21 protein-coding genes are annotated in these 22522 nt (G+C 65.5%); 10 read left to right on the forward strand and 11 right to left on the reverse strand.

Annotated features, from left to right (window positions below):
• Positions 1–29: 29 nt before the first annotated feature.
• From WDM24_RS32720 to WDM24_RS32730, 3 genes are all read right to left on the reverse strand, one after another.
• A complete protein-coding gene (locus tag WDM24_RS32720) occupies positions 30–338 on the reverse strand; it encodes a hypothetical protein (RefSeq protein WP_338828703.1) in 309 nt (102 codons plus the stop codon).
• A gap of 253 nt (positions 339–591) precedes the next feature.
• Positions 592–1212, reverse strand: a complete 621-nt coding sequence (locus WDM24_RS32725) for a hypothetical protein (RefSeq protein WP_029080324.1) — start codon at positions 1210–1212, stop codon at positions 592–594.
• A 123-nt stretch (positions 1213–1335) separates the two neighbouring features.
• Entirely contained in the window at positions 1336–1800 is a 465-nt protein-coding gene (locus WDM24_RS32730; protein WP_166298476.1) for an Lrp/AsnC ligand binding domain-containing protein, read from the reverse strand.
• Between the two features lie 126 nt (positions 1801–1926).
• On the opposite strand from WDM24_RS32730, the gene putA reads away from it, so the two are divergent.
• A complete protein-coding gene (gene putA, locus WDM24_RS32735) occupies positions 1927–4932 on the forward strand; it encodes a bifunctional proline dehydrogenase/L-glutamate gamma-semialdehyde dehydrogenase PutA (RefSeq protein WP_338828704.1) in 3006 nt (1001 codons plus the stop codon).
• Between the two features lie 245 nt (positions 4933–5177).
• Positions 5178–6383 (forward strand): CoA transferase, encoded by a 1206-nt coding sequence (locus WDM24_RS32740; RefSeq protein ID WP_338828705.1) that lies wholly within the window; start codon positions 5178–5180, stop codon positions 6381–6383.
• 22 nt (positions 6384–6405) lie between these two features.
• Here WDM24_RS32740 and WDM24_RS32745 read toward each other — a convergent pair whose 3' ends face one another.
• Entirely contained in the window at positions 6406–7002 is a 597-nt protein-coding gene (locus WDM24_RS32745; RefSeq protein WP_338828707.1) for a TetR/AcrR family transcriptional regulator, read from the reverse strand.
• Between the two features lie 105 nt (positions 7003–7107).
• Between WDM24_RS32745 and WDM24_RS32750 the strand changes: the two genes are divergently transcribed.
• The gene (locus WDM24_RS32750) at positions 7108–7752 is read left to right on the forward strand and encodes a glutathione S-transferase family protein (protein ID WP_338828708.1); all 645 of its coding nucleotides are present in this window, start codon (positions 7108–7110) and stop codon (positions 7750–7752) included.
• A gap of 4 nt (positions 7753–7756) precedes the next feature.
• On the opposite strand, the gene WDM24_RS32755 is transcribed toward WDM24_RS32750, so the two are convergent.
• From WDM24_RS32755 to WDM24_RS32765, 3 genes are all read right to left on the reverse strand, one after another.
• Positions 7757–7921 (reverse strand): hypothetical protein, encoded by a 165-nt coding sequence (locus WDM24_RS32755; protein WP_166298481.1) that lies wholly within the window; start codon positions 7919–7921, stop codon positions 7757–7759.
• A gap of 97 nt (positions 7922–8018) precedes the next feature.
• Positions 8019–9566 (reverse strand): hypothetical protein, encoded by a 1548-nt coding sequence (locus WDM24_RS32760; protein WP_338828709.1) that lies wholly within the window; start codon positions 9564–9566, stop codon positions 8019–8021.
• Between the two features lie 180 nt (positions 9567–9746).
• Positions 9747–10835: a hypothetical protein gene (locus WDM24_RS32765; RefSeq protein ID WP_338828710.1), complete on the reverse strand. Its 1089-nt coding sequence runs from the start codon at positions 10833–10835 to the stop codon at positions 9747–9749.
• 204 nt (positions 10836–11039) lie between these two features.
• On the opposite strand from WDM24_RS32765, the gene WDM24_RS32770 reads away from it, so the two are divergent.
• From WDM24_RS32770 to WDM24_RS32785, 4 genes are all read left to right on the forward strand, one after another.
• Positions 11040–11414, forward strand: a complete 375-nt coding sequence (locus tag WDM24_RS32770; protein WP_029080332.1) for a Crp/Fnr family transcriptional regulator — start codon at positions 11040–11042, stop codon at positions 11412–11414.
• Entirely contained in the window at positions 11411–12220 is an 810-nt protein-coding gene (locus tag WDM24_RS32775; protein WP_338828711.1) for an MBL fold metallo-hydrolase, read from the forward strand. Before WDM24_RS32770 ends, WDM24_RS32775 begins: the two co-directional genes overlap by 4 nt.
• 128 nt (positions 12221–12348) lie before the next feature.
• Positions 12349–13662 (forward strand): MFS transporter, encoded by a 1314-nt coding sequence (locus tag WDM24_RS32780; protein WP_338828712.1) that lies wholly within the window; start codon positions 12349–12351, stop codon positions 13660–13662.
• Positions 13663–13884: 222 nt separating this feature from the next.
• Positions 13885–14499, forward strand: coding sequence for a glutathione S-transferase family protein (locus WDM24_RS32785; protein ID WP_338828713.1), 615 nt, complete (start codon positions 13885–13887; stop codon positions 14497–14499).
• An 84-nt stretch (positions 14500–14583) separates the two neighbouring features.
• Here the strand turns inward: WDM24_RS32785 and WDM24_RS32790 are convergent, their stop codons facing one another.
• From WDM24_RS32790 to WDM24_RS32800, 3 genes are read right to left on the reverse strand one after another with little or no spacing between them, the layout of a single operon-like run.
• Positions 14584–15081 carry a TPM domain-containing protein gene (locus WDM24_RS32790; RefSeq protein WP_166298486.1) on the reverse strand — a complete coding sequence of 166 codons (498 nt, stop codon included), beginning with the start codon at positions 15079–15081 and terminating at the stop codon, positions 14584–14586.
• A gap of 4 nt (positions 15082–15085) precedes the next feature.
• Positions 15086–15985: a YgcG family protein gene (locus WDM24_RS32795; protein WP_338828714.1), complete on the reverse strand. Its 900-nt coding sequence runs from the start codon at positions 15983–15985 to the stop codon at positions 15086–15088.
• 21 nt (positions 15986–16006) lie between these two features.
• Positions 16007–16615, reverse strand: a complete 609-nt coding sequence (locus WDM24_RS32800) for a LemA family protein (protein WP_166298488.1) — start codon at positions 16613–16615, stop codon at positions 16007–16009.
• Positions 16616–16772: 157 nt separating this feature from the next.
• Here WDM24_RS32800 and WDM24_RS32805 point away from each other — a divergent pair, with 157 nt between their 5' ends.
• Genes WDM24_RS32805 through WDM24_RS32815 form a run of 3 tightly spaced genes read left to right on the forward strand, consistent with a single transcriptional unit; the run spans position 16773 to position 19992 of the window.
• On the forward strand, positions 16773–17630 hold the full coding sequence (locus tag WDM24_RS32805; RefSeq protein ID WP_338828715.1) for an enoyl-CoA hydratase: 858 nt from the start codon (positions 16773–16775) through the stop codon (positions 17628–17630).
• A 5-nt stretch (positions 17631–17635) separates the two neighbouring features.
• The gene (locus WDM24_RS32810; protein ID WP_338828716.1) at positions 17636–18781 is read left to right on the forward strand and encodes an acyl-CoA dehydrogenase; all 1146 of its coding nucleotides are present in this window, start codon (positions 17636–17638) and stop codon (positions 18779–18781) included.
• 14 nt (positions 18782–18795) lie between these two features.
• Positions 18796–19992 carry an acyl-CoA dehydrogenase family protein gene (locus WDM24_RS32815; protein WP_338828717.1) on the forward strand — a complete coding sequence of 399 codons (1197 nt, stop codon included), beginning with the start codon at positions 18796–18798 and terminating at the stop codon, positions 19990–19992.
• A gap of 101 nt (positions 19993–20093) precedes the next feature.
• Here WDM24_RS32815 and WDM24_RS32820 read toward each other — a convergent pair whose 3' ends face one another.
• On the reverse strand, positions 20094–22421 hold the full coding sequence (locus WDM24_RS32820; RefSeq protein WP_338828718.1) for a xanthine dehydrogenase family protein molybdopterin-binding subunit: 2328 nt from the start codon (positions 22419–22421) through the stop codon (positions 20094–20096).
• Between the last annotated feature and the right edge of the window lie 101 nt (positions 22422–22522).

The following is a 22522-nucleotide window of genomic DNA, read 5'->3' on the forward strand; positions in this document are numbered from 1 at the left end:
TCGCTTCTTCGACCATGCCGACCGGCTGATCAGCCACGAGATGAAGAGCGGTCCGGGCGGGGTGCCTTACCTCGCGCGATCAGCGCCGACACGAATTGCGGATTGAGCTGCAGTGCGGCATCGGCATCGCCCAAGGCCTGATCGATCTTGCCGCGGGCGATATAGAATCGCGAGCGGCCGGCAAAAGCCTTGGACCGATCCTCTACGGACCGTGCGGCATCGTTGATGATGGCCGAGCACGCCGCCTCGGCCTTGTCCGTCGGCGGCCCGTTGCAGTCCTCGACGTCGCCGGCGCGGGCTGGGCCGGCGAGCGCAGGCAGCAGCGCAAGCGCCAGCAACAGTTGGAAACGAACACCGCTGACAGCGGCATCGGTGCAGGTCGGACGTAAGCGCATATCGTGCCTCGGGTTGACCGAATGCCGTTCGTCTTATCGCGTCAGTTGGTTCTTATGGTGGTGGGCGTGGAAGGCATTTGTCGAAGCTTGTTTCGAACCTTGGAGCTCGGTTCCAGCGCCAATGACGCAGCTAACTATCCCTATAATCAATGCGAATGGAACACCACGGAACGCGCGCGCGGCAACACCAAGCCGTTCAATCTTCCGTCACCCATTGGGCGACCGTCATGACGTCAGGCGGTTGCAGATAGCCGCGGGGCCAGAGATCGACGACCCATTCCACCTTGGTGGCGCGCTCGACCAGAACGGCGGTGTTGTGCGGCGTTTGCCCCAGCGAAAATCCGCGATAGTGGGGATCGCCGACGTCATGGAACTTGAACAGGTTCCAGGCCTGCATCACCAGCATCAGGCTGGTTGTGTTGCGGGTGGTGTCCCAGCAATCGTAATTGTGCTTGTCGTCGTTGGCGCGGAAGTCCGCTTTGGCCACGCGCTTGTCGGTGCCGAGGATCGGCCCCATCCGGCGATCGAGCCAGATCACGGCCTTTTGCACCGCCGCCCGTTCAGCGGCGGCATTGGCGCGGCCACCGGCCATAATCTTGCCCAGGGCCGCCCTGTCGGCCGCGCTGAAATCCAGCATCTCGCGGCGCCGGCAGACGAAGCCGTAGCAGACCGTCATCGTCGAGGCCGACGGCGGATAGATCGAAACCGACGTGAAGAGCTGCATGATTCCCGAGCTGAGCTCGGCCGCGCGGGCCGGCGCCGCTGTTGGCAGGGACAGCATGAACACCGCCAGCGCGCCGGCGAACCCGGCCCGCATCGTTCGTATCGGCAGATCGACGTCTTTCATCACCACGGCCCCCAACTGAACCAGAGGATTATCGCGGGTGCGGCGCGATGCCAATACATCCCGCGCATGGCTGTGGATCACGTCGGGCGCATATCAGCCGACCGGCAACGGCGCGTCGCGCTTGACTTCTTCCATGACCGCGTAGGTTCGCGTTTCGCGCACGCCCGGCAACGCCAGCAGGGTCTCGCCGAGAAACCGGCGATAGGCGGTCATGTTGGCGACGCGCGCCTTGACCAGATAGTCGAAGCCGCCGGCCACCATGTGACACTCCAGCACTTCCGGCGCGGTCTGGACCGCCTTGGCGAAGCGCTCGAACACGTCGGGCGTGGTCTTGTCGAGCAGCACCTCGACGAACACCAGCAGGCCGAGCCCAAGCCGGTGCGGATTGAGCCGCGCGCCATAGCCCTCGACGAAGCCGTCGCGCTGCAGCCGCTTCAGCCGCTCGCCGACCGAGGTCGGCGACAGGCCGATCCTTTCCGCCAGCTCCACATTGGCAATCCGTCCATCCCCTTGGAGAATCGAGAGGATTCTGCGGTCTATCTTATCGATCTCTGTCATATCTACGGCAGTTTTCTAACTAGTCCTGATTTTCTAAGGCAAATCTTCTAATTTGTCTATCGAACTACGGTTCGTGTGCGCGTAGGTATTCCCGTGCAACCCCGAAGGAACCGCCAAGGAACCACCATGCCAGACCCGCTCCCGCCCCCGTTCAGCGCGCCCTACGCCCCCGACGACGCCGCCATTGCCGGCCGCCTGCGTCAGGGGGGGACACTCGGCGCGGAGGCGGAGGCACGGATAGATCGCACCGCGACGCGGCTGATCGAGGCGATCAGAGCGAACGACGATCCGCTTGGCGGGGTCGAGGACATGCTGCGGGAGTTCGCGCTGTCGACCAAGGAGGGGCTGGCGCTGATGGTGCTGGCGGAGGCGCTGCTGCGGGTGCCGGACGCGCGCACCGCCGACCAGTTCATCGAGGACAAGCTCGGCCAGGGCGACTTCGTCAATCACGAGACCAGATCGAGCGCGTTCCTGGTCAACGCCTCGGCCTGGGCGCTCGGCGTATCGGCGCGCGTGATCCAGCCCGGCGAGACCCCGCAAGGCACGATCGGACGGCTGACCAAGCGGCTCGGCGCGCCGGCGGTGCGCGCCGCGACGCGGCAGGCGATGCGGCTGATGGGCAGCCATTTCGTACTCGGCGAGACCATCGAGGCGGCGCTGGCGCGCGCCCAATCGCACACCGCGCGCGGCTCGCGCTATTCCTTCGACATGCTGGGCGAAGGCGCGCGCACCGCCGACGACGCCCATCGCTATTTCGAATCCTACGCCCGCGCCATCGAGGCGATCGGCAAGGCGGCCGGCGATCAGGCCCTGCCCGACCGGCCAGGCATCTCGGTTAAGCTCTCGGCGCTGCATCCGCGCTTCGAGGCGGTGAGCCGGGCGCGGGTCATGACCGAGCTGGTGCCGCAACTGGTCGATCTGGCGCGCCGCGCCAAGGCGTTCGATCTCAACTTCACCGTCGATGCCGAGGAAGCCGACCGGCTGGAGCTGTCGCTCGATGTGATCGCTGCTGCGCTCGCCGACCCGTCGCTCGCCGGCTGGAGCGGCTTTGGGCTCGCGATCCAGGCCTATCAGAAGCGCGCCGCCGAGGTGATCGACTACGTCGACGCGCTCGCGCGCAGCCTCGACCGCAGGATGATGGTGCGGCTGGTCAAGGGCGCCTATTGGGACACCGAGATCAAGCGCGCGCAGGAGCGCGGGCTCGACGGCTATCCGGTATTCACCCGCAAGGCGATGACCGACCTCAACTACGTCACCTGTGCGCGCAAGCTCTTGGCATTGCGGCCGCGACTGTTTCCGCAATTCGCCACCCACAACGCGCTGACGGTCGCGACCATCCTCGAACTGGCCGACGATCCCACGAGCTTCGAATTCCAGCGGCTGCACGGCATGGGCGAAGCGCTCTACGCCCAGCTCGGCGAGGACAGGCCCGAAATCGCCCACCGCACCTATGCGCCGGTCGGCAGCCACCGCGACCTGCTCGCCTATCTGGTGCGGCGGCTGCTCGAGAACGGCGCCAACTCGTCGTTCGTGGCGCTGGCGGCCGACAATCGCGTGTCCATCGTCGACCTGTTGCGCCGCCCGGCCGACATCGTCGGTGCCGACAACAATGCCGCCCATTCCGGAATTCCGCTGCCAGCCGATCTCTATCGGCCGCAGCGCGAGAATTCGCACGGCATCGAATTCGGCGAACGGAAAGCGCTCGACGAGTTGACCTCGGCGATTGCGGCCGAGCGCAAGGCTGCGCACAATGTCGTCGCGACGTCGACGACCGAGCAGGCGAACGCCGCGGTCGCCGCTGCGCGCCACGGCTTCAGGGCCTGGAACGGCACGCCGGCTACAAAACGTGCGGCGATCCTGGACAAGGCCGCGGACCTGCTCGAGCAACGCCGCGCCCACTTCCTTGCCCTGCTGCAGAGCGAGGGCGGCAAGACACTCGACGACGCGCTCTCCGAGGTGCGCGAGGCGATCGACTTCTGCCGCTATTATGCGGCACAGGGGCAAAAGTTGTTCGGCGACACCGAAGCGATGCCGGGACCGACCGGCGAAAGCAACGTGCTGGCGTTACGCGGCCGCGGCGCCTTCGTCGCGATCTCGCCGTGGAATTTCCCGCTGGCGATCTTCCTCGGCCAGGTAACGGCGGCGCTGATGGCGGGCAATGCGGTGCTCGCAAAGCCGGCCGAACAGACGCCGCGCATCGCGACCGAAGCCGTCGCGCTGCTGCATCAAGCGGGCGTGCCTGAAACCGCCCTGCATCTGGTCCAGGGCGACGGCGCGATCGGCGCCGCGCTGGTGGCGCATCCGGCGATCGCCGGCGTCGTTTTCACCGGCTCGACGGAGGTGGCGCGGTCGATCAACCGGACGCTTGCGGCCAAGGACGGCCCGATCGTGCCGCTGATCGCCGAGACCGGCGGCATCAACGCGATGATCGTCGATGCCACCGCGCTGCCCGAGCAGGTCGCCGACGACGTCGTGACTTCGGCGTTCCGCTCCGCCGGCCAGCGCTGCTCGGCGCTGCGGCTGTTGTTCGTGCAGGACGACGTCGCCGACCGCATGATCGAGATGATCGCCGGCGCCGCGCGCGAATTGAAGATCGGCGATCCCTCCGATCCTTCGACGCATATCGGGCCGGTGATCGATGCCGAGGCCAAGCAGCGGCTGGATGCACATATCGCGCGGATGAAGCAGGAGGCGCGGGTGCATCTCGCCGGCGCGGCGCCATCAGGCAATTTCGTCGCGCCGCACATCTTCGAACTGTCGGCGGCAAGCCAGCTCACCGAGGAGGTGTTCGGCCCGATCCTGCATGTCGTGCGCTATCCCGCCGAACGGCTCGGCGACGTGCTGGCCGCGATCGAGGCGACCGGTTTTGGGCTGACGCTCGGCATCCATTCCCGCATCGACGACACCATCGAGCACGTGATCGACCGCCTCCAGGTCGGCAACATCTATGTCAACCGCAACATGATCGGCGCGGTGGTCGGCGTGCAGCCGTTCGGCGGCAACGGCCTCTCCGGTACCGGCCCCAAGGCCGGCGGCCCGCATTACCTCACGCGCCTCGCCACCGAGCAGACGGTGACGATCAACACCGCCGCCGCGGGCGGCAATGCCGCGCTGATGGCGCGGGTGGAGTAGGATCATCACACGCACGTCATTCCGGGATGGTCCGAAGGACCAGACCTCAGATGCACAATTGTGCATCGGGGAATCTCGAGATTCCGGATTCGATGCTGCGCATCGCTCCGGAATGACTTGGGTTAAATGACTTGGTTGCATCGTGCCCCCGAGATGGGTCAAATGGCGGTCCGATCGGGATCATCGCCTGCGATAATTCCAGCTACCGGAAAAACACCGACAAGCGCCACGGGAGCGACGGCACGATGGAAAAAGGCATTTTTGACGGGCTCAAGGTCCTGGATTGCGCGAGCTTCATCGCGGCGCCGGCGGCCGCCACCGTGCTGTCCGACTTCGGCGCCGACGTCATCAAGATCGAGCCGCCGGGCGCCGGCGACCCCTACCGCAATCTGCCCAACCTGCCCGGCTATCCCTCGAGCGAGCACAATTTCGCGTGGATGCTGGAGGCGCGCAACAAGAAGAGCCTGGCGCTCGACCTCACCAAGCCCGAGGCGCGCGAGGTGCTCTACAAGCTCGTCGCCGAGGCCGACGTGTTCATCACCAACATGCCGCCGCAGGTGCGCCAGAAGCTCGGCATCACCCATGATCATCTCGCCCATCTCAACGACCGGCTGATCTACGCCTCCTTCACCGGCTATGGCGAAAAGGGCGAGGAGGCCAACAAGCCCGGCTTCGATTCGAACGCCTATTGGGCCCGCTCCGGCCTGATGGACCTGGTGCGCGCCGACGAGGACACCACGCCGGCGCGTTCGGTCGCCGGCATGGGCGACCACCCCTGCGCGATGGCGTTCTACGGCGCGATCGTCACCGCGCTGTTCCAGCGCGAGAAGACCGGCAAGGGCTCGCATGTCGCGACCAACCTGATGGCCAACGGCGTTTGGGCCAATGGCGTGCTGGCGCAGGCCAAGCTCGCCGGCGCCAAGTTCAAGAAGCGCAAGCCGCGCGAGGAGGCGTTGAACGCGGTCACCAATCACTACAAATGCAAGGACGGCCGCTGGCTGATCCTGTCGCTGCTCAACGAAGACCGGCAATGGCCGACGCTGGCGCGCTGCATGGACCGCGAGGACCTCATCGCCGATCCGCGCTTCGCCACCAAGCCGGACCGCCATTCGCGCTCGGTCGAGCTGATCAAGATCTTCGACGAGGTGTTCGCCGGCAAGGATCTCGCCGAATGGCGCAAGATCCTCGATGGCAACGGCCTGGTGTTCGGCGTCGTCGGCATCCTCGACGACATCCCGAACGACAAGCAGATGATCGAGAACGAGGTGCTGGTGCGCTTCGAGAACGACACCATGCTGACCGTCAACAGCCCGATCTTCATCGACGGTGCCAAAAAGGTCCAGCCGCGCAAGCCGCCCGAGGTCGGCGAGCACTCCGACGAGATCCTGCGTCAGGCCGGCTACGACGAGGCCACGATCCAGAAGCTGCGCGCTTCCGGCGCGGTGGCATAAGGGCGGCTGACACGACAGTTCGTCAGGCCTTTGCGCCGATCAGGCTCTTGATCAGCGCAAGCAGGCTCGCTGCCATCTCTCGCCGAAATCCGCGGCGGGGGATTGCGAGCTGCTGCAGCAACATTCCGATCAACGCGGACACGAACAAGTCCGCATGGCGGCGCGGCTCCGCGGAGCCGCCCGCGCGCAAGGCGAGTTCCGCGCTTTGCCGCCAGGTCTCGAACCATTCTCCGACCACGGCCCGGTAGCGCTCGTTGCGCGCGGCCGCAAGGAAGGCTTCGTAGCAGGCGATGTGGATCTCGCCCCGCGTCCTCAGCTCCTGATCGTACCAGCTCACCAGGGATTCGAGCCATGCCTCGACATCGAACGCTTTGCCTTGCAGGCTGAGCGCCAGCGCCTGCAGCCGCCCGGTCTCGCGGACCAAAGCGAAGCGAAGGGCGCCGTCGATCAGCGCATCTCGCGTCTTGAAGTGATGGGTGATCGCGCCGAGCGACAGGCCGGCCTCCGCCGCCACCGCCCGGTGGGTCACGCCGTCGAGGCCCTTGCGCCCGATGATCCGAAGCGTCGCCTCCATCACGGGACGTTCGCGGTTGCCGCTCCCAGGTTCAGTTCGCTTCATCAATTGTCGCTCAGTCCTGCTATGCAGAATCGGCAGAACAAATGTTCTGTTTTGCGAAGTATACGTACTGACGGCTAGATCGACAAGCATCTCAGGAACCCGATGATGGCCCGATATCGCCTGCATTACTTTCCGGAATCCGGCAACAGCTACAAGCTCGCGCTGATGCTGACGCTGTGTGGCGAGACGTTCGAGCCGGTATGGACCGATTTCGGCGGCGGCGTCACGCGGACCGCGGAATGGCGCGCGGATGTCAACGAGATGGGCGAGATCCCGGTGCTCGAGGTCGACGGCGAGCGCCGCACCCAGACCGCACCGATCCTGCTGCAGCTTGCCGAGCAATACGGAAAATTCAGCGGCGAAACGCCGGCGGAGAAGTTCGAGCTGTTGCGCTGGCTGTTCTGGGACAACCAGAAACTCTCGGGCTACATGGCGACCTATCGCTTCATGCGCACCTTCACGCCGTCAGCCGACCCGAAGGTGCTGAAATATTTCCGCGCGCGGCTCGACGACTTCCTCGGCATCCTCGACCAGCATGTCGGCAACAGCGCCTTCATGATCGGGGCGCGACCGACGATCTCGGATTTCTCGATGATGGCCTATCTGCATTATCCTTCTGACGAGACCGGCTACGATTTTGCGGCGAGCCATCCCAATATCAGCGCCTGGCTCGGCCGCATCGCCGCGCTTCCCGGCTGGAAATCGGCCTATGACCTGCTGCCCGGCCCGCGCCTGAAACACTACGCGTGAGGGATTATCGCTTCATCCAGGCCCAGACGATGGCCACGACGATGATGCCGATGATGACCGCAAGCCCGATCGCCCAGCTGCTGACGCGCACGGCGCTAACCGCCTGACGCTCGGCCTCGTTGGCCGCGATCTCGCGGTTGCGCTGCTTGTCCTGCTCGGGAGCATTCATCGGCCGGTCTCCGTCAAGGCTGGGCTGTTCGGGTCGTGGTCGCGAACCGCAATGTAGCATCAAGTAATGACGCCCGGGCACATCGGTTCCCGGGAAGCTACCGCCCCTTCACGAAGCACATGCCCATCCGCGAGGTCTTGCCGGCAATCTGGCAGGCGAGGCCCTCGGCACAGGTCCAGCCACGGAAGCTGCGGTCGGCCTCGGCCGGCCTCGTGCCCGGCAGATAGCAATGCGCACCCCAGCCGTCGCTGTACTCGGTGCCGGCCAGCTCGGTGCCGCCGCGCAGTTGCGGCCGGTTGGAGAAGCCGCGCGAGAAGTCCGGCGTCCTGCCGTCGCGGAAGCTCGTGAGGATATCGCGGCGACGGACCTGGTCGCCGAAGAAATGCGGCGAGGCCGGCACCACGGTGGAGTTCGATGGCTTTGCCGCCATCCAGTCGACGCCGGGGACATGGAAGCCGCCAATGCCGCGGGTCTGGTGGCAGCCGACGCAGGTGACGTCGTTGAGACGCCGCTCGAACCCGGCCAGTGACTGGATGTTCTGCAGCTTCGTTCCGTCAGCCGCGGCCTTCTGCAAGGCGCCGACGACGTCGCCGTCCGAGAACACCGCATTGCCGGCAGTCCCCTCGCCCTGCACCATGCCGAATTCGGGCTGCAGATCGCTGACATCGAAACCGATCGGGGTCGGCGCCACCGCCGAGCTTGCGAGGAAGCGATCGGGGATCAGCAGGGTGCCGCGGTCGAGCTCGGCAAAATGCGCAGGATTCAGCAGCCACGCCTTGAACTCGCGCCGCAGCGCCTCGTCGGCCAGAATGCGGTCGCGATCGATCTGGTTCTCCAGCGGCGCTTCGGTGAAGCGCTTCGCTGTGCCGTCATAGTCGAACACTTTCAGGAGATAGTCGGTGCGGAAGTCGCGCACCGCAGATTTCGGCGCGTGTGCGATCTGAAGATTGGTCTCGATGCGATCGATATTCGCGGCGCCGATCAGGTCGAGCGGGCCGTCCTTGCCGAACAGTCTCTCCATCGTCGGCGGCGCGCTGCCGGTCGCTAGCCAGCGCCGCGCGAGCTCGCGGCAGGTGAGCGAGGCATCGTTGCCGTCGCCCTTCGCCTTCAGCACTAGGTTCAGCGTCATCGGCAGCCGCTGCGAGACTGCGTTCTCGCCGATCAGCGGCACATCGGTCCGCGTCAACCGATAGATCAGCCGGATCTCGCCGCAGTCTTTCGGCGCGACATAGGCGCGGTCCATGCGGTTGACGATGCCGGCCAGCACGAAGCGAACGTCGGGAGACTCAAACAGCGCGCGGTCGAACAGCTGAAAGGCAAAGCCGTCGCCGACGCCGATGCTCTCGTTCGGCAGGCTTGCTTTATGCTTTGCGACATAGCGATCGAACTCACGATCGAGCGCCTCGCGCACCGGCACCATCGAGGGCAACGCAAACAGATCGCGGTTGGACAGCGGCGTGTCGGCGGAACGCTCCGGCGCAAGCATCCGGCCGAGGCCGAAACGGTCGTGATCGAGCTGGCGCAGGATCGCGGGATCGATGATCGCTGTGCCGCGCTCGAGCGCGCGATCCTCGGCGGCGCGTGCAGGCACCGCGCCGCAGAGCAGAACGGACATCAGCAGGAAGCATTTCAGCGCGCGGCTCATGCCCCCACTAACACCGCGCGGCAAACCCTATTCAAGAAAAAAGGCGCTTCACATCGCGGTGAAGCGCCCTGGTGTTGTCGTGTTTCGGCGAAGATAGCGTTTTCGAGCGAAGTGGACGCCGGTTCGCGCGTCCGAACAACAAACTAGAGCTTCGGTTCTGCTTCAATCAGAACCGAAGCTCTAGCGCGAAACGATCAGGCCCTTGCTGGTGACGACCACCCAACGGCCGTCCTGCTTGCGGATGGCGTCGACGCGGCCGAGGCCGGGGACGGGATCGCCGGCGTACACCTCGTAGATGCCGCCGCGGCCCTCGATCAGCGCGCCGCCATTGCCGACGTCGCGCAGCGACCAGCCGTCGACCACCGGCATGCGGCCGACCTCGGGCTTGGGGGCGGCCGGCACAGCCGCGGCAGTCGCAGGCGGGACCGAGCCCGTGACCTCGCGGACAGGCGTCGCAGCGGCGACGGTCGTCTGCGGCGTGGCGCGCAGCTTGTCGACGGTCTCGGTGAGCTTGGCGAGCTTGGCGTTCGGCTCCGCCTGGGCCTTCTCGACCTTCTCGATCCGGTCGTTGGCCTTGCTGAACTGGGCCTGGCCGGCCTTGGCGGTCTGCTCGACGCTGGCCTTCAGCGCGGCGATTTCGGATTCGAGCCGGGCGAGCGAGGCGTCGGCCGCTTCCTTTGCGGCGGCGTCCCTGGCAGCCGTATCCTGGGCGGAGGCAATGGCGGGGCTGGCGAGATGGCCGAGGCCCGCGGTCGCGAGCGCACCACCGATGGCCCCTGCCACGGTCGCCAGCGCAATCACCGCGGCCATCGCCCCGAACCGGCGCGTGCCGGCCGGCTTGGCTGCTGTCTTGGCCGCCTGCTCGGCGCCCGGCTTGGAGGCGGTCGCCTCATGGTCCCAGGTACGGTCACCGGGCGCCATGATCATCAGCTTGCCCGGGAAACGCGGCTCCTCACGCTTGCCGGTCTCGACCTTCGGCACGTCCATGTTGGTCGGCTCGACCTTAGGGTCGATCATGGGATCGATCTTGGGCTCAACCATGGCATCAACCCGGGGCTCGACCTTTGCCTCGACCTTGGGCGGCTCAACCTTCAGGGACTCGATCTTCGACGCGTCCATCCTGGGCGCGTCGGCCTTTGGCGACGTCTCTTCCTGCCCGGGCGCAAGCCGGGGAGCCTCGGCCGCGGCCATCACGGGCTCGGTTTTCGCCGCCGCTTCGACGCCGGTTTGACCGCTGACCGGCTCGCTCTGCTGCTCACTCACGTTCAAAGTCTCCAGACTAGGTTGACAATTCGGTAACTTTTATTGCTTGCGAAATGGTTACCCGGTCCCGGCATTACCTAAATTTTAGGGAGTTTTCCGGGCCGGATTGGGGCGGTGCCGCGCTGCGGCAATCTGCGCGGGCTCCGTTTGCGCGCGGCGCTTTCCCGACTAACATACCGCCATCTTCCAGCCAGAAGGCAGGAGAGCGCCATGACGATCGAGAAATGCATCAAGGAATTTGGTGTCGATGACGTCATTTTCGAGGAAGGCTCGACCGGCCGTGAGCTGTTTGTCGTGCTCGACGGCAAGGTCGACATCGCCAAGATCGATGGCGGAAACAAGACTGTTATCGTCAGCCTCGGCAAGGGCGAGTTCTTCGGCGAGATGGCGGTGATCGACGGCTCGGCGCGCTCGGCGACCGCCATCGCCTCCGCGCCTGCGACGCGGGTGATGCGGATCAACCACGCCCGCTTCGTCTATCTGGTCAGCCAGCAGCCGGCGTTCGCGCTGATGGTGATGGACGCGCTCTCGAAACGACTGCGCGCCTCCAACGCCGTCACTTACCGGTCGGCAGCCACCCCATGAGCGAGCGCAAACCAAGCCCCTTCAAGACGCTGTTCGAGACCGACGTCGCGTCGCTGATCCAGGCCGCCGACGACGTTTACCAGATCCGCTTCAAGAACCGTGCGGCAAATGCCTATTTGGTGCGCGGCAGCAAGCGGACCATCATGATCGATGTCGGGCTGTCCACCAACTATCCCGCGCTCGTCGCCTGCCTCGATCATCTCGGGGTGACGCCCGAGATGATCGACATGGTGGTGCTGAGCCACGAGCATCTCGACCACATCGGCGCGGCCTATCATTTCCACGGCAGCGCCTATATCGCCGCGCACCGGCTCGCCGCCAACAAGATCATGCTGCGCGACGACTTCTCGATGCTGCGCAAGATGTTCAACGAGCCGAACGTGCCGATCGATGTCGACATCTGGCTCGAGGAAGGCAATCTCATCGACCTCGGCAATTTCCGCCTCAACGTGATGTACACGCCGGGCCATACTTCGGCCTGCATCACGCTGTTCGATCCGGACAAGGGCTTGCTGTTTGCCTCCGACACGCTGATGCCCGGCGGCGTGATGGGCGGCGTGTTCGGCTCCGGCTCGATTGCCGACTACATCCAGTCGCTGGAACGGCTGAAGGGCCTCAATTCGAAGATCCTGCTGTCGGGTCACGGCCGGCTGTCCGACACGCCGCAGGACGACGTGCGGATCGCGCTGCAGCGCTCGCATGCCCTGCTCGAGGACACCGCGCAATTGTTCGATGCGCTGGATGCGCGCGCGAATTTCGAACCGATCATGCAGTCGGTGCGCGACCTCAACAAGCTCGACGACTGATGCCCGACCCCAGCCAAAGCCGCCCGTTGTGGCCTGCCATGACTTTGCACTAGGATCGGCTCACAACGATAAAAATCATGGGCTCGGCGATGCAGCCGTTGCTTGCCGACAACGGGGAGACGAAACGGATGCAGGTTGACGCGATGGCGCAGATGCGCCGCCGGGTGGTGATCTCCTCCACGATCGGCAATGCGCTGGAATGGTTCGACTTCACCGTTTTTGGCCTGTTCGCCGGCATCTTGAGCAAGCTGTTCTTTCCGGCGGACAATCCGCATTCCTCGCTGCTGCTGACCTTCGCGACATTCGGGATCGCCTTTGCAGCCCGGCCGTTGGGCGGTCTGGTGTTCGGGCTCTATGCCGACAAGCACGGCCGCAAGAAGGCGCTGGTCGTGATGATATCGCTGATGGCTGTTGGCACCGGCCTGCTCGGCTTCCTGCCGACCTATGGCGCGATCGGAATCGCGGCACCGCTATTGCTGCTGCTGGCGCGGCTGATCCAGGGCTTTTCCGCCGGCGGCGAGTTCGGCAGCGCCAGCGCGATGCTGATCGAGTTCGCGCCGCCTGGCCGGCGTGGCTTCTACGGCTCGTTCCAGATGGTGTCGCAATCGCTGGCGTTTGGCCTCGGTGCCGCGATGGCGATCGGTCTCAATCTCGGCCTGTCGCCCGACGCCTTCGCGAGCTGGGGTTGGCGCGTGCCGTTCATCCTCGGCATTCTGATCGGGCCGACCGGATGGTATCTGCGCCGAAGGTGCGACGAGTCGCCCGAATTCCAGGCGTATCTCGCCGAGAAGGCCGCGACGGCGCAACCGCGCAGGCAGACCACGCTCGGCCAATTGTTCTCCGAACATCCACGCGAGTTGATTGCTTCGTTTTGCCTGATCGCGGCCGGTACGGCGATCAACTATGTCAATGCGATCTTTCTGCCGACCTATGCGGTCGCCGAGCTGAAGCTGCCGCTCCTGAACGCACAGCTCGGCCTGCTCGTCGTCAGCGTCGTCAATGCAGGGGTGGCGGTGGCCTGCGGCGCACTCTCCGACCGGATCGGCCGTCGCGCGGTCCTCGTTCCGGCGCTGATCGTCTACAGCTTGCTGTTCTATGTGATCTTGCAGCGGCTCGTTGCCGCCCCGACCACCGCGAACCTCTGGGAGTTGCAGATCGTCGCGGTGCTGCTCGGAGCCTTGGCCGGGCCGATGCCGGCCTTCATGACCGAGATATTTCCCGTCGGCGTGCGCTCGACCGGAGCATCGCTGATGTACAATCTCGCCGTGATGCTGTTCGGCGGGCTGGCGCCGTTCATCAACACCTGGCTGGTCCAGGTGACGGGCGACAAGGCTGCTCCGGTCTACTACATCCTGTTCGCCGCGGCGGTCGGTCTCGTGGGTCTGTCGGTCTATCGCGGGCGACCGTTCGTGCCGGGAATCGCAACTCAACCGGCGCGATGACCCTTGCTTGGCCGGCGGCGAGCTGATCATGCAGTCGGCGCGCGACCTCAACAAGCTCGACGACTGACGTTCACGTGTGACCGGATTTGTGACATCACCTTTATTCCAGGCCTCAACCTGACATCCGCGTGAGCCCGGCGCGGCAGCAAGTCATTTGACAAATCCGCGCGCGGCCTGTTCAAACAGCCGCAACAACAACGCTGAAAAACAGGGAGCGAGGACATGAAGCTGTACGACTCGATCGGACCCAACCCGCGCATCGTGCGCATGTTCATGGCGGAGAAGGGCATCGAGATCCCCAGGCAGGCCGTCGACCTGCGCAAGGGCGAGAACCGCGAGGAAGCGCATCTGAAGCGCAATCCGCACGGCCAGATGCCGGCGCTCGAACTGGACTGCGGCAATTATCTCTCGGAGATCACCGCAATCTGCGAATATCTCGAGGAGAAGCACCCCTCGCCCGCGATGATCGGCACCACGCCGGAGGAGCGCGCCGAATGCCGGATGTGGACGCGCCGCGTCGATCTCAACATCGCCGAGCCGCTCGCCAACGGCTACCGCTTCGGCGAGGCGCTGAAATTCTTCGAGAAGCGCATTCCGGTGGCGCCCGAGGCCTCGCCGGGGCTGAAGATGATCGCGGCCAACCGCATCAAATGGCTTGATGACCAGATGGCTGACGGCCGCGACTACATCTGCGGCAAACGCTTCACCCTCGCCGACATGCTGCTCTATTGCTGGCTCGATTTCGGCAACCAGGTCGGCCAGCCGCTCGACCAGTCGAACGGCAACATCGTCGCCTGGTTCAACCGCATGGCTGAGCGGCCGTCGGTGAAGGCGTAGGCCTTCCGCTCCACTATCATTCCGGGGCGCGCGAAGCGCGAGATTCCGGGTTCGATGCTGACGCATCGCCCCGGAATGACGGGCTCAAATCACCACCGGCTTGTCCGGCAGCTCGTTCGGGCCGCCCTCTGCATGAGGGAAATGCTTCGCCAGCTCCCGCGACACCGCCGCGACGCCGTTGATCACGCCCTGCTCGAACCGGCCTGATCGAAAATCCGCTTCCATGGCGCGGCAGATCGCTTCCCAGCCGGCGTGACCGACCTTGGCGTCGATGCCGCGGTCCGCGACGATCTCGACGTCGCGGTCGGCGAGCAGGAGATAGATCAGGACGCCGTTGTTGTGATGGGTGTCCCAGATCCGCAAATGCGAGAATACGTCCAGCGCCCGTTCGCGCGCCGGCTGGTTGCGGAACAGCGGCACACCGTCGAGCGCGCCCTCTACGACGAAACGGATCTGGCCCGAATGGGTCGCCTCACCTTCCTTGATCGCGCGCTCGATGGCGTCGAGCACGCGCGGCGGAAAGTCACGCCGCACCCGCCAGCGATGTTCGAGCAGATGCCTCCCGATGCGCTTGATGCTCATGTGCCTACCAGCTCCCCGAGGCGCCGCCGCCGCCGAAGCTGCCGCCTCCGCCGCTGAAGCCGCCGCTGTCGCTCGAGCTCGAGCCGCTGCTCCAGCCACCGCCGCCGCCGGACCAGCCGCCGGAATAACCGCCGCCGCGCCGGTACGGTCCGGAGCCCGCCGCCGGGCCGCCAAAATTCAATCCGCCGAAGATCAGCGCCGCGACACCAGCGAACAAGCCGACCACCACGGCGGTGGCGAGCGAGCCGGCCAACAACCAGGTGAAGACACCGACGATGCCGCCGGTTGCGGCCGAGCCCAACAGCCGCCCCAGCATCGCGCGCAGCGCGCTCGCCACGATGATAACGACGAAGATCGCCACCGGATTGGCGAAGTCGACCAGGTTCGGCGCCTGCCAATGCTCGGCCTCCGGCGCCGGCAGCTGCTCGCCATTGACCAGCCGGATCATCCGGTCGACGCCGGCCGAAATGCCGCCGGCGAAATCGCCGGCCTTGAATTTCGGTGTGATGTCCTCGTCGATGATGCGGTGGGTGACGACGTCGCTCAGCACGCCCTCGAGGCCGTAGCCGACCTCGATGCGCAAATGTCGGTCGATCTTGGCGACCACGAGCAGCGCGCCGTCGTCGACCTTCTTGCGCCCGATCTTCCAGGCCCCGGCGACGCGGATCGAGAACTGCTCGATCGTCTCCTCGCCAGTGGTCGGTACGATCAGGACAGCAATCTGGCTGCCTTTTCGTTTCTCGAGATCCTCCAGCTTTCCGTTGAGCGCAGCAATGTCGCCCGACGACAGCGTCCCGGTCTGATCGACGACTCGGCCGGTGAGCTGAGGCACTGCGACCTCGGCCCGCGCCGGGCAGATGAGGCCCAGCAGGAAAGCGAACAGGATGACGCGAATGGCGGCCATTGCGGTCGGCGCGCGCCGCCGCTACTTCGACGGCGCCGGCGTTGGGTTGAAGTCGACCTTCGGCGCGGTCGAAATCTCCTTCTCGTTCTCGACCGTGAAGTTGGGCTTCTCCTTGTAGCCGAACACCATCGCGGTCAGATTGTTCGGGAAAGTGCGGATGCCGACATTATAGTCCTGCACCGACTTGATGTAGCGGTTGCGCGCTACCGTGATGCGGTTCTCGGTGCCCTCGAGCTGCGCCATCAGGTCGCGGAACAACGCGTCTGATTTCAGCTGCGGATAGTTTTCGGTGACGACGAGCAGCCGCGACAGCGCGCTGGTGAGCTCACCCTGCGCCTGCGTGAACTTCTGGAACGCGGCGGGGTCGTTGAGCACTTCCGGCGTTGCCTGGATGCTGCCGACCTTGGCGCGCGCGTTGGTGACGCCGAGCAGCACGTCCTTCTCCTGCTGCGCAAAGCCCTTCACCGAGTTGACCAGGTTCGGCACCAGATCGGCGCGCCGCTGGTACTGGTTCACCACCTCCGACCAGCTCGACTTGACTTGCTCGTCATTGGTCTGGATCGCGTTGTAGCCGCAATTGGTCAGGCTCAACGTCGCCAGCGCTGCCAGCACGGTCCAAAGCTTGCGCATGAAATTGGTCCTCCCGGTGGATTCTTCGCCAGCGTAGCAGATTTTCGTCCGTTAATCCCGTGTGGCGGTTTTCGCGCCACCTTTTGCGGACGATGGCCCTTGCCTATCCCTCCCCGCGCCGTTCATCATGGCGAAAAAATCGATCCGGGGAGGATCCATGACGTCTGAACAATTCGAGACGATTGTCGTCGAGCGGCCGGAGCCCGCGATCGCGCGGATCGTGATGAACCGCCCCGAGGCCCGCAACGCCCAGAACCTGCAAATGACCTACGACCTCAACGCCGCCTTCGACCAGGCGGTGCAAGACGACGCGGTCAAGGTCATCATCCTCGCCGGCAATGGCCCGCATTTCTCGGCCGGTCACGATCTGCGGCCAGCCGGGAAGAATCAGGCGGGGGTCGATTTCCCGCCAGTCGGAAATTGGGGCGGCTTCGCCGAACCGAACGCGCACGGCCGCTTCGCGCGCGAGCAGGAGATCTACCTGCAGATCACCCGGCGCTGGCGCAATCTGGCAAAGCCCATGATAGCCGAGGTGCACGGCAAGTGCATCGCCGGCGGGCTGATGCTGGCCTGGGCCTGCGACCTGATCGTCGCCAGCAGCGACGCCGAATTCTGCGATCCCGTGGTGACGATGGGCGTCTGCGGCGTTGAGTGGTTCGTACATCCTTGGGAGCTCGGCGCGCGCAAGGCCAAGGAGATGCTGTTCACCGCCGACGTCTGGAGCGCCGAAGAGGCGCATCGTCTCGGCATGGTCAATCACGTGGTGCCGCGCGGCGATCTCTCGTCGTTCACGCTGGCGCTGGCGCGTCGGATCGCGACGAAGCCCGCCTTTGCGCTGAAGCTTTCCAAGGAGGCGGTGAACCGCTCGATCGATATCATGGGACAGCCCGCCGCAGTCGATCAGGCTTTTGCGCTGCATCAGCTCTGCCATGCACACAATCTTCAGCAATTCGGAATGGTGGTCGACCCCGCCGGTCTCCATCCCTCCGTCAAGAAAACCGCCAATTTGAAGTAGACCAGATGGACCTTACCCTCAGCGACGAGCAGCGCCTGCTGCGCGAAAGTGCCGACCGCTTCGTGGCGGAGACTTTCACCGCCGACCATCGCAAGAAGACCGCGAACGAGCCGCTCGGCTTTTCGCCTGCGATCTGGAAGCAGTTTGCCGAGCTCGGCTGGCTGGCGCTTCCGATCAATGAGGCCCATGGCGGGCTCGGCGGCGGCGCGATCGAGATCGGACTATTAATGGAGGCCTTCGGGCGCGGGCTGGTGTCAGAGCCGTTTCTCTCCACGGTCGTGATCGGCGCCGCGTTGGTCGCCGAATGCGGCACCGAGGCGCAGCAGCAGGCGATCCTGCCCAAGATTGCCGAGGGCGCGCTCACGCTCGCCTTCGCGCATTCCGAGCGCGCCGCACGCTTCGATCTCGCCCAGGTCGACACCACGGCCACGAGGACCGCTGACGGCTGGCTCTTGAACGGCAGCAAGATTGCGGTGCTCGACGGTGCATCGGCCAACCAGATCGTCGTCTCGGCCCGCATCGCCAATGCCAATGGCGCGTCCGGCAAGATCGGCCTGTTCCTGGTGCCGGCAGGAACTCCCGGGCTCACTGTGCGCGATTACGCGCGGCTCGGCGGCGGACGCGGCTGCAATCTCGATCTGAAGGATGTGCGACTGCCCGCCGACGCGTTGCTCGGCGATGGCCAGGACGCGTTGCCCGCGATCGAAACCGTGGTCGACCGCGCGATGACCGCGCTCGGCGCCGAGGCGGTCGGCATCATGCAGACGCTGCTCGACACCACGCTCGAATACACCAAGATCCGCAAACAGTTCGGCCGGCCGCTGTCGGCAAATCAAGTGATCCGCCATCGCCTCGCCGACGTCGCGATGCAGGTCGACGAGGCGCGCTCGATGGCGCTGCGCGCCGCGCTGATGGCCAATGCCGAACCCGTGGCGCGCGGACGTGCGGCGTCCGGCGCCAAGGCCAAGATCGGCAAATGCGCGCGCTTCGTCGGCGAGCAAGCCGTGCAGCTGCACGGCGCCATGGGCGTCACCGAGGAGCTCGACATCGGCGCCTATTTCAAGCGGCTGCTCGCCTTCGACACGCTGTTCGGCAGCAGCGCCCATCATTATCGCCGCCACGCCGCGCTGAGCGGCCGCGCCCACGCGTAAACGGAGAGCGCAACATGGATCTCACCTTCAGTGCCGCGGAACGCGCCTTCGAGCAGGAAGTCCGCGACACCATTGCCGAGAGCCTGACGCCGGAAATGAAGCGCGCCACCACGCTGACGCCGTCGGTGTTCTCCGATCCTGATATCGGCATGGCCTGGCAGCGCGCGCTGCACAAGAAGGGCTGGGGCGCGCCGGGCTGGCCAGTGGAACATGGCGGGCCGGACTGGACGCCGGCGCAGCGCTGGATCTTCGAGGCCGAATGCGCCCGCGCCGGCGTGCCCAATGTCAACGTGATGGGCGTGAAGATGGTCGGCCCCGTCATCATCGGCTTCGGCTCGCCCGAGCAGAAGAATTTTTATCTGCCGCGGATTCTCTCCGGCGAGGACTATTGGTGCCAGGGCTATTCCGAACCCGGCTCGGGCTCGGACCTCTCGTCGTTGAAGACGCGCGCGGTGCGCGATGGCGACGACTACATCATCAACGGCACCAAGATCTGGACCACGCATGCGCATCACGCCAACCGCATGTTCGCGCTGGTGCGCACCAATGAGGGCGAGCGGCAGCAGGACGGCATCAGCTTCATCCTGATCGACATGAAGACGCCGGGCATCACGACACGCCCGATCCTGACCATCGGCGGCGACCACGAGGTCAACCAGGTGTTCTTCGACGACGTCCGCGTGCCCGTCGCCAACCGCGTCGGCGAGGAAGGCAAGGGCTGGACCTACGGCAAGTACCTGCTCGAATTCGAGCGCGGCTCCGGCATCGCATCGGCCAAGCTGCGCGAGGCGTTGAAGACGATCTCCGATCTCGCTGCGTCCGACGTCACCGGCCGCGCCATCGAGGACCCCGATATCGCGATGCGGATGTCGGAGGTCGAGGTCGACATCGACGCGCTCGAGATGACCGAGCTGCGGGTGCTGTCGGCGCTGCAGACCGGGCAGAATCCCGGCGCGGTGTCGTCGCTGATCAAGTTGCGGGTCAGCGAGATCCGCCAGGCGGTGACCCGGCTCGGCGTCGACGTGATCGGCAATGACGGACTTGCCGTCGAGCCGGCGCGGCCGTTTTACCGGCTCAACCACGAGCCCGCGATCCCGGAAGAGCTGCTGCCGGTGGTGCCGGAATATCTCAACGGGCGGGCGTATACGATCTTCGGCGGATCATCGGAGATCCAGCGCGATATCATCGCGAAGATGGTGCTGGGGTTGTAGGCCGGCCGTCATTCCGGGACATCGCAGAGCGATGAACCCGGAATCTCGCGCCACAACTTCGAGGTTCCGGGTTCGCGCTCGCGCGCGCCCCGGAATGACGGCTAAGCAGCCGTCACCTTCGCGTCCTGGATCGCCTGCCAGATCTTTGCCGGCGTCAGCGGCGTGTTGAGCTGGGTGATCCCGACCTCGCTCAGCGCATCCATCACGCCGTTGGTGATGCAGGGTGGCCCGCCGATCGCACCGGACTCGCCGCAGCCCTTGGCGCCCAGCGGATTGGTCTTGCAGGGCGCGGAGGGATCGAGCGTCACCGTGATCGGCGGAATGTCCGAGGCGCGCGGGATGCAATAGTCCTGATAGCTCGCGGTCAGCAGCTGGCCTTCCTCGCTGTAGGACACGCCTTCATACAGCGCCTGGCCGATGCCCTGCACAACGCCGCCATGCACCTGCCCCGTCACCAGCATCGGATTGACCGCAACGCCGACGTCGTCGACCGTGGTGTAGCGCACCACCCGCGTGATGCCGGTCTCAGGATCGATCTCGACCTCGCAGATATGGGTGCCGTTCGGCCAGCTCGGCCCGTCGACCTCACCCTCGCTCTCGACCGAGAGCTTGGCACCTTTTTCCTCGCTTGCGATCTCGAACAGGCTGATGCGCCTGTCGGTGCCGACCACGGTGAGGAAGCCGTCGCGATACTCGATGTCCTCGACGGAGGCTTCCAGCAGATGGGAGGCCTTGTCGCGCGCCTTGTTGATCATGTCGTTGCTGGAGACCGCGACCGCGGTGCCGCCGACGAACAGCGAGCGCGAGCCGACGCTGCCGAAACCGGTGGCCAAATCCGTGTCGCCCTGCACGACGTCGATCTTGTCCATCGAGATGCCGAGCGTGTCGGCGACCATCTGGGTGTAGGTGGTGGCGAGGCCCTGCCCCATCGCCATCGTGCCGGACCACAGGATGACGCGGCCCTCGCCGGTCGCGTGCAGCGAGACCTTCTCGGTGTGGGCGCGGCCGCCGGTCCACTCGATGTAGCTGGTCAGGCCGCGGCCATAGAGCAGGCCCTTCTTCTTCGCCGCCTTCTTGCGCGCGGCAAAGCCGTTCCAGTCGGCGAGGTCGGAAGCACGCTCCAGCATGTGCGCGAAGGCGCCGGAGTCGTACACCTGCCCAACCGCGTTGGTGTAGGGCAGCTGCGCCGGCTTGATGTAGTTGACCTTGCGGATCGCGCGCGGGTCCATGCCGATCTGTCGCGCGGCGGCATCGAACAGCCGCTCGACGATGAACACGGCCTCGGGCCTGCCGGCGCCGCGATAGGCACCGACCGGGGCCGTGTTGGTCATCACCGACTTCACCTCGAAATGCACCAGCGGCAGGTCGTAGACGCCGGTCTGCACGAACGGGCCGAGCACCAGCGGGATGATGTTGGCGGTGCCCGACGAATAGGCGCCGGTGCCGCCGATCGAGCGCACCCGATAGGCCAGCACGCGGCCCTTGGCGTCGAGCGCGAACTCGCCGGTCGAGGTCAGGTCGCGGCCATGGGTGCCGCCGACGAACTCGTCGGTGCGGTCGCCGCGCCAGCGGATCTTCTCATTCAGCTTGGCCGCCGCATAGGCGACGATGCCGTCTTCCGGATAAAGGCTGGTCTTCTGGCCGAAGCCGCCGCCGATATCGCCGACCAGCACGCGCACGCTGTCCTTCGGCCGCTTCAGGATGGATTCCGCGAGCAGGTCGCGGGTCGAGCCCGGGGTCTGCGACTGCACGTGGAGAATCAGCCGCCCGGTCTTCTTCTCGATCTCGGCGATCGTCGAGCGCGGCTCCATCGCCGACGGCACCAGGCGCTGGCTGACCAGATCGAGCGACACCTTGTGCGCGGCGCTGGCGAAGGCTGCCTCGACCTTGGCGGCATCGCCATAGCTCATCGCGGCCACGATGTTGTCGGGCGCCTCCGGCCAGACCGCCGGCGCACCGGGCTTGATCGCCTCGACCGGATCGACCACCGAGGGCAGCACCTCGTAGTCGATCTCGATCGCTTCGGCCGCGGTCTGCGCCAGCACGCGCGAGGTCGCGACCACGGCCGCGACACCCTCGCCCGCATAGCGCACCACCTCATGCGCCAGCAAGCGGCGCGGCGGCACGGTCATCGGCGAGCCGTCGGGCCGCTTGAAGATCGCGAGCGTCGGCAGCGTGCCGATATCGTCCTTCACGAGGTCGGCGCCGGTATAGACCGCCTTGACGCCGGGCATCGCCAGCGCCGCCTTGACGTCGATCGACTTGATGTTGGCGTGGGCATGCGGCGAGCGCAGCACGTGCAGCCAGAGCGCGCCGTCGGCCGGCTTGTCGTCGATGAAATGCCCCTTCCCGGTGAGCAGCCGCTGGTCTTCGAGACGCTTGACAGGCTGGCCCGCACCAAAACGCATATTGCCGGGAAGAATGTTCATCAGAGGGTCCTTGGATTGCAGAAATTTCGGCGGGTTTTAACGGATTTTCGGCGCGAGACAACACGTGGCCGTCATTCCGGGGCGATGCGCGAGCATCGAAC

The organism is Bradyrhizobium sp. 27S5 (genome assembly GCF_037217225.1).
In the GTDB taxonomy this organism is placed as follows: Bacteria; Pseudomonadota; Alphaproteobacteria; order Rhizobiales; family Xanthobacteraceae; genus Bradyrhizobium; species Bradyrhizobium septentrionale.

Bases quoted from the DNA above. Each gene is read 5' to 3' on its own strand.
- WDM24_RS32750 (WP_338828708.1), top strand. From the start codon at position 7,108: ATGGCCCGATATCGCCTGCATTACTTTCCGGAATCCGGCAACAGCTAC.
- WDM24_RS32730 (WP_166298476.1), bottom strand. From the start codon at position 1,800: ATGACAGAGATCGATAAGATAGACCGCAGAATCCTCTCGATTCTCCAA.
- WDM24_RS32780 (WP_338828712.1), top strand. From the start codon at position 12,349: ATGCAGGTTGACGCGATGGCGCAGATGCGCCGCCGGGTGGTGATCTCC.
- WDM24_RS32745 (WP_338828707.1), bottom strand. From the start codon at position 7,002: ATGAAGCGAACTGAACCTGGGAGCGGCAACCGCGAACGTCCCGTGATG.
- WDM24_RS32785 (WP_338828713.1), top strand. From the start codon at position 13,885: ATGAAGCTGTACGACTCGATCGGACCCAACCCGCGCATCGTGCGCATG.
- WDM24_RS32760 (WP_338828709.1), bottom strand. From the start codon at position 9,566: ATGAGCCGCGCGCTGAAATGCTTCCTGCTGATGTCCGTTCTGCTCTGC.
- WDM24_RS32775 (WP_338828711.1), top strand. From the start codon at position 11,411: ATGAGCGAGCGCAAACCAAGCCCCTTCAAGACGCTGTTCGAGACCGAC.
- WDM24_RS32790 (WP_166298486.1), bottom strand. From the start codon at position 15,081: ATGAGCATCAAGCGCATCGGGAGGCATCTGCTCGAACATCGCTGGCGG.
- WDM24_RS32770 (WP_029080332.1), top strand. From the start codon at position 11,040: ATGACGATCGAGAAATGCATCAAGGAATTTGGTGTCGATGACGTCATT.
- WDM24_RS32820 (WP_338828718.1), bottom strand. From the start codon at position 22,421: ATGAACATTCTTCCCGGCAATATGCGTTTTGGTGCGGGCCAGCCTGTC.
- WDM24_RS32725 (WP_029080324.1), bottom strand. From the start codon at position 1,212: ATGCGGGCCGGGTTCGCCGGCGCGCTGGCGGTGTTCATGCTGTCCCTG.
- WDM24_RS32800 (WP_166298488.1), bottom strand. From the start codon at position 16,615: ATGCGCAAGCTTTGGACCGTGCTGGCAGCGCTGGCGACGTTGAGCCTG.
- WDM24_RS32740 (WP_338828705.1), top strand. From the start codon at position 5,178: ATGGAAAAAGGCATTTTTGACGGGCTCAAGGTCCTGGATTGCGCGAGC.
- WDM24_RS32810 (WP_338828716.1), top strand. From the start codon at position 17,636: ATGGACCTTACCCTCAGCGACGAGCAGCGCCTGCTGCGCGAAAGTGCC.
- WDM24_RS32755 (WP_166298481.1), bottom strand. From the start codon at position 7,921: ATGAATGCTCCCGAGCAGGACAAGCAGCGCAACCGCGAGATCGCGGCC.
- WDM24_RS32815 (WP_338828717.1), top strand. From the start codon at position 18,796: ATGGATCTCACCTTCAGTGCCGCGGAACGCGCCTTCGAGCAGGAAGTC.
- WDM24_RS32805 (WP_338828715.1), top strand. From the start codon at position 16,773: ATGACGTCTGAACAATTCGAGACGATTGTCGTCGAGCGGCCGGAGCCC.
- putA (WP_338828704.1), top strand. From the start codon at position 1,927: ATGCCAGACCCGCTCCCGCCCCCGTTCAGCGCGCCCTACGCCCCCGAC.
- WDM24_RS32795 (WP_338828714.1), bottom strand. From the start codon at position 15,985: ATGGCCGCCATTCGCGTCATCCTGTTCGCTTTCCTGCTGGGCCTCATC.